Source organism: Dyella terrae (assembly GCF_004322705.1).
GTDB lineage: Bacteria > Pseudomonadota > Gammaproteobacteria > Xanthomonadales > Rhodanobacteraceae > Dyella_D > Dyella_D terrae.
This window is the reverse complement of sequence record NZ_SIZZ01000002.1, coordinates 730,081-743,786: the sequence shown is the minus strand read 5'-3', so window position 1 is coordinate 743,786 and position 13,706 is coordinate 730,081. Positions and strand designations below refer to the sequence as shown.

Annotated in this window: 8 protein-coding genes; 5 read left to right on the top strand and 3 right to left on the bottom strand. The window is 63.8% G+C overall.

Going from position 1 to position 13,706, the window contains the following annotated elements; genetic code table 11:
• The first annotated feature begins 55 nt into the window (after positions 1 to 55).
• The 3 genes from EYV96_RS14135 to EYV96_RS14125 all read left to right on the top strand — a co-directional run bounded on the left by EYV96_RS14135 (position 56) and on the right by EYV96_RS14125 (position 5,590).
• Positions 56 to 2,737 carry a fimbria/pilus outer membrane usher protein gene (locus EYV96_RS14135; protein ID WP_165488685.1) on the top strand — a complete coding sequence of 894 codons (2,682 nt, stop codon included), beginning with the start codon at positions 56 to 58 and terminating at the stop codon, positions 2,735 to 2,737.
• Positions 2,738 to 3,075: 338 nt separating this feature from the next.
• On the top strand, positions 3,076 to 4,149 hold the full coding sequence (locus EYV96_RS14130) for a fimbrial protein (protein WP_131152176.1): 1,074 nt from the start codon (positions 3,076 to 3,078) through the stop codon (positions 4,147 to 4,149).
• A 340-nt stretch (positions 4,150 to 4,489) separates the two neighbouring features.
• Positions 4,490 to 5,590, top strand: a complete 1,101-nt coding sequence (locus EYV96_RS14125) for a fimbrial protein (protein ID WP_165488684.1) — start codon at positions 4,490 to 4,492, stop codon at positions 5,588 to 5,590.
• A gap of 352 nt (positions 5,591 to 5,942) precedes the next feature.
• On the opposite strand, the gene sucD is transcribed toward EYV96_RS14125, so the two are convergent.
• Positions 5,943 to 6,818, bottom strand: coding sequence for a succinate--CoA ligase subunit alpha (gene sucD / locus EYV96_RS14120; RefSeq protein ID WP_131152174.1), 876 nt, complete (start codon positions 6,816 to 6,818; stop codon positions 5,943 to 5,945).
• A 14-nt stretch (positions 6,819 to 6,832) separates the two neighbouring features.
• A complete protein-coding gene (gene sucC / locus EYV96_RS14115) occupies positions 6,833 to 7,996 on the bottom strand; it encodes an ADP-forming succinate--CoA ligase subunit beta (protein ID WP_131152173.1) in 1,164 nt (387 codons plus the stop codon).
• Between the two features lie 670 nt (positions 7,997 to 8,666).
• On the opposite strand from sucC, the gene EYV96_RS14110 reads away from it, so the two are divergent.
• Both EYV96_RS14110 and EYV96_RS14105 read left to right on the top strand, forming a co-directional pair.
• A complete protein-coding gene (locus tag EYV96_RS14110) occupies positions 8,667 to 10,325 on the top strand; it encodes a sensor histidine kinase (RefSeq protein WP_131152172.1) in 1,659 nt (552 codons plus the stop codon).
• Positions 10,326 to 10,645: 320 nt separating this feature from the next.
• Complete coding sequence (locus tag EYV96_RS14105) at positions 10,646 to 12,046, top strand: sigma-54-dependent transcriptional regulator (RefSeq protein ID WP_131152171.1); 1,401 nt, start codon at positions 10,646 to 10,648, stop codon at positions 12,044 to 12,046.
• A 35-nt stretch (positions 12,047 to 12,081) separates the two neighbouring features.
• Here the strand turns inward: EYV96_RS14105 and EYV96_RS14100 are convergent, their stop codons facing one another.
• Entirely contained in the window at positions 12,082 to 13,641 is a 1,560-nt protein-coding gene (locus tag EYV96_RS14100; protein WP_205746168.1) for an ATP-binding response regulator, read from the bottom strand.
• Positions 13,642 to 13,706 lie beyond the last annotated feature (65 nt).

The following is a 13,706-nucleotide window of genomic DNA, read 5'->3' as shown; positions in this document are numbered from 1 at the left end:
CGCCCGATGCCTGTCTGCGAAGCCGGGCATAAAGCTCCAGGAACACCGCCAAGCCATGAACCACGCTAGCCAATCCACGCCCCTGGCAACCGACCATCCCCTGTCCGCACTGAGCCGCAGGCGCCTGTTCGTTGCCACGCTGTTGTCGGTAGCGGCGGCACCGGCGTGGAGCGCCGCCAATGACGCGAGCCCATCGCTGGCCGGACCCAACGACCTGACAGAGATTGAATTCAGTTCCAGCTTCACGGGCTCGTCCATCGACCTGTCGCGCTACGCGCGGCAGAACTTCGTCTCGCCAGGCGCTTACCGTGTCGACGTGCGCGTCAATGGCACGTCGCATTCGCGACAGGAAATCCAGTTCCACGCGGCCACGCAGGGGCTTTCGGCGACGGCATGCTTCCGCATGGAGCAGCTGCTGCAGTTCGGCATCGATCTGCCAGCGAACGAAGACGGCGAGGATGACCGACACTGCGCCTCCGTTGACCAGGTCGTGCCGGGTGCCTTCGCCACTTATGACCCGAACACGCTCCAGCTTGACCTGAGCGTGCCGCAGGTCAACATGAAGCGACAGGCGCGTGGCTACGTGGCGCCGTCGCTGTGGGATCGCGGCACGGTATCGGGCTCGATCGGATACAGCGCACACGCCTATCGTTCCGAGGACACCCACGCTGCTCCCGGCGCCAAACGCCAGCAGACAGACAGCGTCTATGTCGGCCTCAATAACGGCTTGAATGTCGGCGGCTGGCGCGTCCGCCATCGCGCCTCGGCCCAGTGGCAAAGCGGGCGCCCGACCAAAGTGCAGGGCATCGGACTGCAGGCGCAGCACGACATCACGCCGTGGCGCGCGCAGCTCACGGTAGGCGACACCTTCAGTTCAGGCCAGCTGCTTCCCAGCACGGCTGTACGGGGCGTCAACGTCCGCTCCGATACGCGCATGTTGCCGGACTCGCAAAATGGCTACGCTCCCGTTGTGCGTGGCGTGGCGCAGACCCAGGCACGCGTCACCATCGAGCAGAACGGATATCTGCTGCACGAACAAACCGTGGCGCCGGGCGCCTTCGAGATCGACGATCTCTATCCCACCGGCCAGGGTAGCGATCTGCTGGTGACGGTGACCGAGTCAGATGGTCGGTTCCACACTTTCACGGTGCCGTTCGCGTCCGCTCCGCAATTGCTGAGACCCGGCAACACCCGTTTCGAAGTGACAGCGGGCCAGCTACGCTCGCAACGCGCTGACAAGGCCCCATACTTGCTGGAGGGCACGCTTCAGCGCGGCGTGAGCAACAGCGTCACAGCCTATGGTGGCATCCAGGCAACGCACGACGGTGGTTACCGAAGCGTCTTGCTGGGCGCCGCCTTCAATACGGCGGCTGGCGCACTGTCGTTCGACCTCACGGGTGCAAAAGCCAGTCTGCCCGGACTGCCCGATCAGGGTGGTTATAGCCTGCGCCTGGGTTATGCCAAGACCGTGCCTTCCACGCGCACGCAGTTCACGGTGGCCAGCTATCGGTATACAAGCGATCGCTTTCTTCCGCTCAGCGAGGCCGTGGCCTGGCGCGAACAGCTGAAAGCGAGAATCCATCAGATCTCTCCCTCGGGTTCAGGCAGACCCAGGTCGCAAATCCAGGTCAACATCAACCAGCCGTTACCCAAGGGTTCCTTCTACCTGACGGCCAGCCACCAGCGCGGCAGGGCATCGTACGAACGACACACCACGTTCCAGGCAGGGTATTCGACGCAAATCAGGCGAACCGGCATCAACCTTTCCGCAAGCCGCACGTTGCTGCCCAATGGTCGAAAGGACAACCAGTACCACCTGTCCATGAGCGTTCCCCTGGGTTCGCCGAACATGCCGTCGCTCAATACGAGCATCACCCGCGATGCTCGTGGCGTGTACAGCGGGCGCGCGGGCATGTTTGGCGCACTGGGCAAAGAACGCCAGGTCAACTTCGGACTCCAGGCTTCCGCCACGAAAGGCGAGCCGCTTCGCCGGACGCTTGGTGGCAATCTGTCGTGGACCGCGCCGTATGCCAATCTTGGCGCAAGCCATACGTACGGTGCGCGCACAAGGCAGACCTCAGCATCGGCGTCGGGTGGCGTCGTCTTTCATCGCGGAGGCGTGACGCTTGCCAGGCAGCTGGGTGAAACGATGGCCGTCGTGGAGGCGAAGGGCGCGGAAGGCGCGCGCATCAATGGCAGCAGCCGCGTGGACCGCCGTGGCTACGCGGTCATTTCAGGACTGACGCCGTATCGACATAACGAAGTGTCGCTGGATACACGTCGCCTGCCGCACGGATCGGAATTCGAGTCCACGCGCACGCAGGTGACGCCGCGCGCCGGCGCGATCGTGGCAGCTCGCTTCGATCGGATGGGTGGCCGCGCGCTGCTCATTCGATCACGGCAGGCCAATGGTGAACCACTCCCGTTTGGCGCGCAGGTGTTCGATGAATCGGGCGCCGATGCCGGCATGGTTGGACAGGGCGGACAGATCTACGTGCGAACGGAACAACTGCAAGGTCGCCTGCTGATTCAGTGGGGCGCGGAAACCTCACAGCGCTGCCATGTGCCCTATTCACTTGACTCCAGTACGACGGACAGCGACTGGACATCCATTGATGTGGTCTGCGAAGCCGACTCGAGTTCAATCAACGCGACGAATGTCACTAGATCCTCGGCCACTCAACAGGAAGACCACCAACGCGTTGAGGTCAGCACCCCGGAATGGGCTGCGCTGTGATGCTGAAACAGGAATGCATCCATGACGTCTCCATGGCTCACTCTGATCCTCAGACCAAGAGGCTGTCCATGAATCGTCGTCGGCACCTAAGGAGAGGACGTAGCTGGTTTTTAGACTCATGTCTCTGGTTGCTCTGACATGGCAGGCCAATGCGAAATGCCCGGACTCAAACGCCGATGTTGCTCTGGATATCGGAGCCGCTGGCTTAACCCTCCCAAGAGATGCACCCATTGGAACTCAGCTCACACCATAAACAGCCAGGTCATCCAGACCCTTTCCTATGAGTAGCGGATGGCTTTCGATGGGCCGCAGCCCATGAATCGCAGAAGGATACCCCGGTGAACGATCAGATCCCCTCATTTGTCTCGCAAGGCATACGCCGGCTTCGGCGTGTTCGACGCCTTGCGTGCCTGGGCGCACTGTCCCTGATGAGCTTAGGCGCACACGCGGACATCAGCTGCGGCTCACCGGCGGCAAGCTCCTACACGTTGAACATTCCGTCGGGGAATATCGCGGTTTCGCGGGACGCGCCTGTGGGCACTTTCCTGACCTCGTTCAGTTCGATGACGACGCTGAGCACGTCGCTCTGGAAGTGCAGCGACAACGACTGGCCCACCATGATCGAGCCCGTCATGCGCGTCGAACTGATCCCCAGCGGCACATTCGCGGACGGCTATGTCGCCTTCAAAACCAATGTCGAAGGAGTAGGACTGGTCATGCGCGCCGAGGGCTACCTCCACTCGGGCTGGAACGGTTATGCCGACAAGATCGGCGCCGCGTGGCTCTTCCTCGGCGGTCACTATATCGGTGACAACGGCACCTACACTTTTGGTGCCCGCGCCGAGTTCGCACTGGTCAAAACGGGCCCCATTGCCGGTGGAAAGGTCCAGTTGACCGGAGTCGTGGCAAAAGCGGCCATGCGAGGCTCCTACACAAAGACCATTGTGCGGGAGGTCAATATCCTTGCCTCCGGTGGACCCACCTTTGTTTCCCGCGGCTGCAGTTCCAGCGACGTCAACGTGAATCTTGGCGAACACGGTACCAGCAGCTTTTCCGGCGTGGGATCACGATCGACGGCCACGGATTTCCAGATTGACCTGACAGGATGCTCGTCGGGCATGGCTGGCATCCAGTACCGCATCGATCCTGCGCCCGGCATTGACGCGATCGACTCCGGGCGTGGCATTGCAGGGCTGAGCACCGCGTCATCCGCGCAAGGCGTCGGCGTACAGGTGACGAAGCCGGATGAGAGCCTTGTACCGTTTGGCACGCCCCTGGGCGCCTCCGGCTATGACGCATCGAAGGGCGGCCAGCTCAGCATCCCGTTGCGCGCTGCCTATGTGATGCTGAGCCCATCGGTTCGCGGCGGACAGGCAGACTCGCAGATGGTCTTCACGCTTGATTACCTGTAGCTGCACGCACCGGGTGGCGCCAACGCAGTGTGACGGTCATTCCCTTGAGAGCGCGCCATTACCGAACCAGCGGCCCGATCGCACCCGGCACAGCGGACAGCTCGATGATTCACCGTGAGCCATGAGTAGTGCAGGAAGCTCCTTGACGGCCAGGCTGTCATGGGTGGGGAGACTGTCGACACGTCTCCGCTTCGGCGTTGCACCCGCAGGGAACATCCCGTGCCCGGTGCCGGATCGGGATCGCTCTGATCGCCGCGACCGCGCCATGCCAATGCACGAACAATTGCGCATGTCATGGCCGGATATCCGGATCGTCCTCCATTCACAGCCACGAATCACCATGCCAGAGAACACCATGAGTTTGAGTTTGAATCCGCGGGATAACGCGAAGATGGGCACGCGTCATCGCATCGTTTGGCGTGCCTTGACGACGTGGCTGCTGGTGGCCTTCGCGTTGCTGGCACCTCTGACTTCGCATGCAGAGGCGACATGCGAAAGACAAACCACCGAAGGGCAAGGTCCGGACCTTGGCAGCGAGGCCCACGTCATGCCAAGAGATGCCCCCATAGGTACGCAACTGACGCCGTTCTCGCCGATGACACCATTTGGAATGGACGTGTGGAGGTGTTCGTTCAAGGCAGGCGAAAGCGTGTGGCTCAAAATGTCTGGTTATATCCCCACAGGATTCATGAGCAATGGTCGAATGGTCTACCAGACCGCTGTTGATGGTGTGGGGTACGTGTTGGGAGCGCAGGCATTCGTGGCCGATCGATGGATTGACACCCCTGAACCAGAAGGCATACCTGTCAACGACGTTTACACCGTCATCACAAAATGGACCGCGCCGCAGGACATGACGGACGTCCCCATTGGCCTCCGAACCACCATCGCCCTTGTCAAATATGGCCCCGTGACAGGCGGGAAGCTTGCCCATAAAACTGGCGTCGGCTTAGCCACTGTGCACACGCATTGGGATCGAGACGGGTACGAGGGAGGTATCACCCTGGGGTCCATGGGTGAGCCGACTTTTGTAGGCTTATCCTGCAAGACTTCAGACGTGAACGTGACGATGCGAGATAGCAGCGTGCACGACCTGAAGACTCCAGGCTCCGTCGGCGACAGCGCGGACTTCGATATCAAGGTCGAGTCGTGTAATTCAGGCCTGGGCAGCATCCGCTACCGACTGGACCCGGCCCCTGGCATTCCGGCGATCAATTCTGCAGAAGGCATCATTGGCCTGGCAGCGTCATCTGGCGCAAAAGGCTACGGCATTCAGGTCACCAATGCATCCGACCAGCCCGTTGCCCTGGGCGAGTTCTTTGATACGCACTCGTCCAGTGACACGACGATTCCCTTGCGGGCGCGCTATTACAGAACCGGCGGCAACGCCATGATGGGCACCGCCGACAGTGCCATGGTCTTGTCCATGAGCTATGAGTAGCGTGAAGCCGGCAAACCCCCGGGGCATCATCGCAGCCGGCGTTTCCCCGGGGGATGGTGCTCGTCGCGGGACACGCCGACTACCCCCATGGCGGCCTCCCATCGCTCGACATCGGCAGAACCTCGTTCGTGAGATCCTGGTTCGATGCATTGCAATGCACTTCCGACGCAACGAGCCGGGACGCATTCGGCAAAGTTGAGAGCCATGGACGGCGCCTCACGGCGTGCACCGTCGCGACGTTGCGGTTTTGCTCCGCCCGCCGCCATACCTGCCTTTCATGCGCACTCTTCGGTGGGCAGGCACAAAAAAGGCCGCGACATGCGCGGCCTTTTCAGTACCCGGCTGGCAGGTATTACTTCTTCATCAGGCCCGCAAGCGTCTTGCCCAGGTCGGCAGGCGACTTCACCGTGGTGACGCCAGCCTTCTCGAGCGCAGCAAACTTCGCCGCAGCCGTGCCCTTGCCGCCGGAGATGATGGCGCCGGCATGGCCCATGCGCTTGCCGGCCGGAGCCGACGCGCCAGCGATGAAGGACACCACCGGCTTGGTGACGTACTCGCCGATGAACTCAGCGGCGTCTTCTTCCGCCGAACCGCCGATCTCGCCGACCATGATGATGCCTTCGGTCTGCGGATCGTCCTGGAACATCTTCAGGCAGTCGATGAAGCTCAGGCCATTGATCGGATCGCCGCCGATGCCGATGCAGGTCGACTGACCCAGGCCTTCGTTGGTGGTCTGGAACACGGCTTCGTACGTCAGCGTGCCCGAACGGGACACGATGCCGACCTTGCCCGGCTTGTGGATGTGACCCGGCATGATGCCGATCTTGCACTCGCCCGGGGTGATGATGCCGGGGCAGTTCGGACCGATCAGGACGGTTTCCGGATGCTGGGCCAGCACGTTCTTCACGCGCAGCATGTCCAGCACCGGGATGCCCTCGGTGATCGCCACGATCACGCGGATGCCCGCGTCGACGGCTTCGAGGATCGAGTCGGCCGCGAACGGCGGCGGCACGAAGATGACGGACGCATCGGCGCCGGTTTCGTCGACAGCCTCGGCCACCGAATTGAAGACCGGCAGACCGATGTGCTCGGAACCGCCCTTGCCCGGGGTCACGCCACCGACGACCTGGGTGCCGTAATCCAGCGCCTGCTGTGCGTGGAAGGTGCCCTGCTGGCCGGTGAAGCCCTGCACGAGGACCTTGGTGTTCTTGTTAACGAGAACGCTCATGATTCAATTGCTCCTCAGGCCTTGGCCGCAGCCACGGCTTTCTGCGCCGCATCGTTGAGGTCGTCGGCCGGCGTGATCGCCAGACCGGAGTTGGCCAGCAGCTCGCGGCCCAGCTCCACGTTGGTGCCCTGGAGGCGAACCACGACCGGGATGGTCAGGCCCACTTCCTTCACCGCGGCAATGATGCCCTCGGCGATCAGGTCGCAACGCACGATGCCGCCAAAGATGTTGACCAGGATGGCCTTCACCTTGTCGGAGGAAAGGATCAGCTTGAACGCCTCGGTGACGCGCTCCTTGGTGGCGCCGCCACCCACGTCCAGGAAGTTGGCCGGCTCGCCGCCTGCCAGCTTGATGACGTCCATGGTGGCCATGGCCAGACCGGCGCCGTTGACCATGCAGCCGATGGTGCCGTCCATGGTCACGTAGTTGAGGTTGTGCTGCACGGCAGCCGCCTCGGCCGCGTCTTCCTGGCTCAGGTCGCGCATGGCGGCCAGGTCGGCGTGACGGAATTCGGCGTTGTCGTCGGAGTTGACCTTGCCGTCGAGGGCGGCGAGGTTGCCGTCTTCGAGGATGGCGAGCGGGTTCAGCTCAACCAGCGACAGGTCCTTCTCATTGAAGAGCTTGTACAGGCCCAGCATGATCTTGGTCAGCTGGCCGACCTGCTTCGCGTTGAGGTCCATGGCGAAGCCGAGCTGGCGGCACTGGTACGGCTGCAGGCCTTCGACGAAATCCACCACGATGGTGTGGATGTCTTCGGGCGTGTCCTTGGCAACCTGCTCGATATCCACGCCACCGTGCTTGGAGGCGATGAAGGACACCGACTTGGTGTCGCGATCCACCAGGATCGACAGGTACAGTTCCTTGGCGATGTTGGTGGCATCGGTCACCAGGACCAGGTTCACCGGCAGCGCACGGCCAGCGGACTGGTAGGTTTCCATGTTGGTGCCGAGCATGCCCTTGGCGGCAGCGCGGACGTCATCGAGGCTCTTGCAGAACTTGACGCCACCGGCCTTGCCGCGGCCACCGGCGTGGATCTGCGCCTTGACCATCCATTGGGAACCGCCGAGCGCCTTGGCGGCGTCGACAGCGGCGTCGGGAGAGTTGGCAATCTTGCCCGGCGGCACGGCAATGCCGTACTGCGCGAACAGTTCTTTAGCCTGGTACTCGTGGAAATTCATTCGATACCTCGAGCGAACGGGGAAAACATGGCAACCGCGCCCCGCGAGGGACGGGCATGGGGAGCGGACGGCGAAAACACGCTGCCGGCATGCAGTGCGCGGCCGCCATGCCTGACATGACGAGAACTGCGCAATACGGCCGCCTATTTTCGCGGATACGGGCGGGGATGGAAAGGGCTTTGGCCGCTTCGGCACGCGGGGGTTCGGGTGCTGCGCACCCTGTAAAGACGCCACGCTGCGCGTGGCTGTGAACGGTAAACGGATGAAAAGCGGAGGGTTTTCGGAACCTTGGCGGGTGAATTCGGGCGCTGGCGCGCCCTGTGGGGCCGCCCGCTGTGCGGAGCTGTGAATGGTGAATAGGGAGAGCGGACCCGGGTAACCGTCCGCTTTGCTCTTACCGTTTACCGTTCACAGCGCCAAAGGCGCGACACCCCTGAGGGGGCGCTGGCGCGCCGTGTGGTGTCGCCCGCTGCGCGGGCTGTAAACGGTGAACAGGGAGAGCGGGCCCGGGTAACCGTCCGCTTTGCTCTTACCGTTTACTGTTCACAGCGCCAAAGGCGCGACCCCACAGGCGGCGCCAGCCGCCGGCTTCACAGCCCGCGAAGCGGGCGGCTTCCCGGGGCCCCACCCTCATCCCTACACTGCCCCTCAGCCAACCAGGGGCCCCCACGTGCCAAATTCGACGCCGCCCGCCTTCCTCCAGCCCCCGACACCCCCGGAAGCCGTCAGGCACGAACTGTTCTTCCTCAATTACTTCCGGCTGGCGCAGGCCCTGGTTTACGTCGGCCTGGCCTTCAGCCCGCCGGCGCTGGGCTGGCCCCGGATGGTGGATGCGGATTTCGCGCGCATCGTCGCCCTCGCCTACCTGGCGTTCGCGGTCGTCGCGGCGGCACTGACGCGCCGGACCATGCCCTGGACCAAGCTGGTGACCTCGGCGTCCCTGGTGGTCGACATTGTCGTCGCGGTGCTGGCCATCAGCGCCATGCAGGATGCCCGCATCGGCATCGCCATGATGCTCGCGGTGAATCTCGCGGCCGGCGCACTGTTGCTGCCCTTGCGGCTCGCCCTCTTTTTCGCGGCCCTGGCGACGCTGGGCATGCTCGGCCACTCGCTGGTGTCGGTGCCCCAGGACAGCATCACCAACGATCGGCAGATGTTGGAGTCGGGCCTGTTCGGCCTGGCCTACTTCGCCATCACGATGCTGTGTTACGTGCTCAGCCGCCAGCTCCGGGCCACCGAAGCACTGGCCGAACAGCGCAGCATCGACCTGGCCAACCTGGCGCAAGTCAACGAGCTGATCATCCGCCGCATGAAGACCGGCGTGCTGCTGGTTGACGACGCCAACCGCATTCACCAGATCAATGAATCGGCCTGGATGCTGCTGGGCAATCCCACGGCCGATCAGCGCGACCTGGGCCGCGTGGCGCCTGAGCTGTCGCGCCGCCTTTACCACTGGATCACTTCCGGCAAGCTCGACGAAACGGCGACGCAGCTGGCCGACGGCGTGCCCGAAGTCGTACCGCGCTTCAGCCGGCTGGCGCCGAACGACGATTCGCACGTGCTGATCTTCCTTGACGACACCTCGCTGCTGTCACGTCGTGCCGAAGAACTCACCCTGAGCTCACTGGGTCGCCTCTCCGCCTCCATCGCCCACGAAATCCGCAACCCGCTGGCCGCGATCCGCTACTCCGCGCAGCTGCTTGCCGAATCGCAGGATCTGGGCGCCACCGACCAGCGCATGGTGGAGATCATCAACAACCACTGCGTGCGCCTGAACGAGATCATCGAGAACATCCTGCAGCTGTCGCGTCGCGAACGTTCGCGGCCGGAGACGCTGGACCTGGGGCGCTGGTCGCAATCCTTCGTCGACGAATACCGCCAGGGCAACGACCTCGGAAACGACACCCTGCGCGTGATCACCAACGGGAGCGAGCCTGTGGCGGCCGTGGCCGATCCGCAACAGTTGCAGCAGGTCGTGTGGAACCTCGTCCAGAATGCGCTGCGCTATGGCCGCATGCCGGGCGAACCGGCGCGCGTGATGGTGGTGGCCCGCCATGGCGAGCACGGCGTGCCCATTCTCGAAGTGATCGATCGTGGCCCAGGCATTGCGCCAAAGGTGGCCGCGCAGATCTTCGAGCCGTTCTACACCACGCACGAGTACGGCACGGGTCTGGGCCTCTATCTCGCGCGCCAGATGGCAGAAGCGAACCAGGCCGGGCTCGAATACGTGCGCGTTGCCGGCGGCGGCAGTTGCTTTCGACTCGTGCTTACCCCGCCAGCGCGCGTCCCGGGCAGTGAAGGCGACACCGCCGCGCACCAGATGATCTGAGCTGACGCGGCGCCCACCCGGGCCAAGGGCGGCCCCACCCGGCGGCTTGCAGCGCGGGGCGAACCCTTCCACAAGGCGCCCGGCCCGCGCGATGGCCCGGATCACGGCCACCCCTGGCCAGGGCATGCCAACACGCAGGCGAACTGACTTCTGGCAGGACGAAGGTTCTTTCGGACGGGTGGCCTCGCGGGAACACCACCGGGGAGTGACACCACACGGCGGCGCACGGGCACTTCCCAGCGCAGCCAGAGCTTTGACCCTCTCGCGCACGGCAAGTAACCTAACGCGATAGGGAATTTCCGAACTCAGCCGGCAGAACCATGAGCCAACAGACCGTCCTGGTCATCGACGACGAACGCGACATCCGCGAACTCCTCACCATCACCCTGGGCCGCATGGACCTTCAGGTGGATGCGGTAGGTACGGTCTCCGAGGCCCGGCGGGCATTGGCGGAGCGCACTTACGACCTGTGCTTCACCGACATGCGCCTGCCCGATGGCAGCGGCCACGAGATTCTCGAGCTGATCGCGGCGCAGTACCCGGACATGCCGGTGGCCATGATCACGGCCTATGGCAATGTCGATGCGGCGGTCAACGCGCTGAAGGCCGGCGCCTTCGATTTCGTGTCCAAGCCGGTCGACATCCAGATGCTGCGCCAGCTCGTGCGCACGGCGCTGCGCCTGGCCGAGGAAAAGCGCAGCGGCGCCGCTGCAGCCAAGACCAGCCCGCCGGGCGATCGCCTCATCGGCGACTCGCCGGTGATGCAGCAGGTCCGCGCCACCATCGGCAAGCTCGCGCGCAACCAGGCCCCGGTGTACATCGCCGGCGAGTCGGGCGTGGGCAAGGAGCTGGTCGCCCGCCTGATCCACGAACAAGGTCCGCGCGCAAGCGGCCCCTTCGTGCCGGTCAACTGCGGCGCCATTCCCTCGGAGCTGATGGAGAGCGAGTTCTTCGGCCATCGCAAGGGCAGCTTCACCGGCGCCGTCAGCGACAAGGAAGGCCTGTTCCAGGCCGCCAACGGCGGCACCCTGTTCCTGGACGAAGTGGCTGAGCTCCCTCTGCACATGCAGGTGAAGCTCCTGCGCGCGATCCAGGAAAAGGCGGTGCGCCCGATCGGTGCCCGCGAGGAAATCCCGGTCGATGTACGCATCCTCTCGGCCACCCACAAGAACCTTGCCGCGCTGGTCGAACAGGGCCAGTTCCGCCAGGACCTTTTCTATCGCATCAACGTGATCGAGCTGCGCGTGCCGCCGTTGCGCGAGCGTCGCGGCGACGTGCCCATGCTGGCATCACACATCCTTCGCCAGCTGGCCCAGAAAAGCGGCGGCGCCACGGGTCGCCTCCTGCCGACAGCGCAGCAGGCGCTGGACAGCTACGACTTCCCGGGCAACGTGCGCGAGCTTGAGAACATCCTCGAGCGCGCCATGGCGATGTGCGACGGCGACGAGATCGACATCATCGACCTCATGCTGCCCCAGCGCACGCCGCGCGGCGTCAGCGAAGCGCCCGCACCGGCTTACGGCACGCCTCCGCCCGCACCGCCCGCCACGCCGGCCAGCGCGAGCGACGGCGGTCTCGACGACTACATCAGTAATCTCGAACGCACGGCCATCATCAAGGCGCTGGAAGAATCGCGCTACAACAAGACGGCGGCCGCGAAAAAGCTGGGCATCACGTTCCGCGCGCTGCGCTACAAGCTCAAGAAGCTGGGTATCGACTGAGCAACCAAGGGCGCCATGGACGCGGCGCCCTTCCCTCAAATGTCTTCGCTCGCCAGAAGCGCCTTGCGCATCGTGCGCAAAAGGTCATTGGTCTTGATCGGCTTGTCGACCAGGTACAGATGCTCCACCACGGGCATCTCATCCAGATCCGGCGGCGCGTCGGGACGAGCAAGCAGAATCACGGCACGCGCATAGCCGTGCTCGATCAAGGCAGCGAGCGTACGCACGCCGGTGAACAGGTTCATGTCCGAATCCATGACCACCAGGTCAGGCACGCCGTGCGCTTCGATCCACTGCAACGCCGCCGTACCGCTCTGGCTGGCATGCGGCTGGTAGCCCCAGGCGTCGAGCGTGTCGACCAGCAGCGACAGCTGCGCGGCCTCTTCGATCACCACCAGCACGCGCTCGGCATCACCCTGAAGACCCACGGCCTCCGATACCTCCGGCCCGTCTTCGTTGCGTTCGGTCAGCGGCAGGTACAGGTGGAACGTCGTGCCTTTGCCCGGCGCACTATCGACGCGCATGACGCCGCCATGGCTGGTGATGATGCGCTGGCATGAGACGAGGCCAAGACCCGTACCCGACTCCTTGGTCGTGAAGAACGGCTCGTACAGATGCGCGATCGCCTGTTCGTCCATGCCCACGCCGGTGTCGGATACGGACAAGCGCAGGTAATGGCCTTCGACAAACGATTCATCGTCGTCGAAAAAGGATTCGCCCAGGAAGAGATGCGTCGTTTCCACGCGCAACTGCCCGCCGCCGGGCATCGCCTGGATGGCGTTGAGACACAGGTTCAACAGGCATTGCTGCAACTCGGTATGGTTGCCCGAAAACTGTAGCTCCAGGTCATCGGCAAACAGATCCAGCGAAATGTTCTTGGGCACGCTGCCCTGGAGCAGCAAACGCAAGGCGTCGAGCAGTGCATTGACGCGCACCTGTTCGGCGCGCTTCGCACCGCGTGCGAACGTCAGCATCTGCTGCACCATTTCCAGGCCGCGCCTTCCGCAATCACGCACCAGCTTGCCCAGGCGAGCCAGGCGCGGATCTTCCTGGTAATCCTGCAGGCTTTCGCCGGCCAGCAGCAGCGGCTGCAGCATGTTGCGCAAGTCATGGCTCAAGCCACCGGCGAGCATGGCCAGGCTCTCGAAGCGCTGCGCACGGATCAGCTCCGCTTCCGCGCGCCGTTGCGAGCGCTGCGCTTCGGCTTCACGCATGGCGCGGCGCACTGCGCTGGCGAGGCGCGCGGGATTCTGCTTGAGGATGTAATCCGTCGCGCCATTGCGAAGCGCATCAATGGCCGCTTCTTCGCCGAGCGTGGCCGAGACGAAGATGAAAGGCAGATCCTTGTCCTGCTCGCGCAACAGTTCCAGCGCGCGCTCGCCCGAAAACCCCGGCATGCTCAGGTCGGACAGGATCACGTCCGGCTGGAACTCGTTCAGCGCCTGCACGAAAGCGCCCTCTTCATCGACGAGGCACACGTCGAACTCGATGCCGTCGGCTTCGAGTTCCGACAACACGAGCTCCGCATCGAGCAGACTGTCTTCGATCTGCAGCACCCGAATGCGTGGCAGCTGTGCGATCGTTTTCTCCGGCATGCGGTACATCTCCCGGCACGTCCGTGCCTTCACCACCGTGCGGTCACATGCGCCCCACGGCCGAA

Excerpts from the sequence above, each read along its gene's own strand:
- sucD (WP_131152174.1), bottom strand. The coding sequence starts at position 6,818 with ATGAGCGTTCTCGTTAACAAGAACACCAAGGTCCTCGTGCAGGGCTTC.
- sucC (WP_131152173.1), bottom strand. The coding sequence starts at position 7,996 with ATGAATTTCCACGAGTACCAGGCTAAAGAACTGTTCGCGCAGTACGGC.
- EYV96_RS14135 (WP_165488685.1), top strand. The coding sequence starts at position 56 with ATGAACCACGCTAGCCAATCCACGCCCCTGGCAACCGACCATCCCCTG.
- EYV96_RS14125 (WP_165488684.1), top strand. The coding sequence starts at position 4,490 with ATGCCAGAGAACACCATGAGTTTGAGTTTGAATCCGCGGGATAACGCG.
- EYV96_RS14100 (WP_205746168.1), bottom strand. The coding sequence starts at position 13,641 with ATGCCGGAGAAAACGATCGCACAGCTGCCACGCATTCGGGTGCTGCAG.
- EYV96_RS14105 (WP_131152171.1), top strand. The coding sequence starts at position 10,646 with ATGAGCCAACAGACCGTCCTGGTCATCGACGACGAACGCGACATCCGC.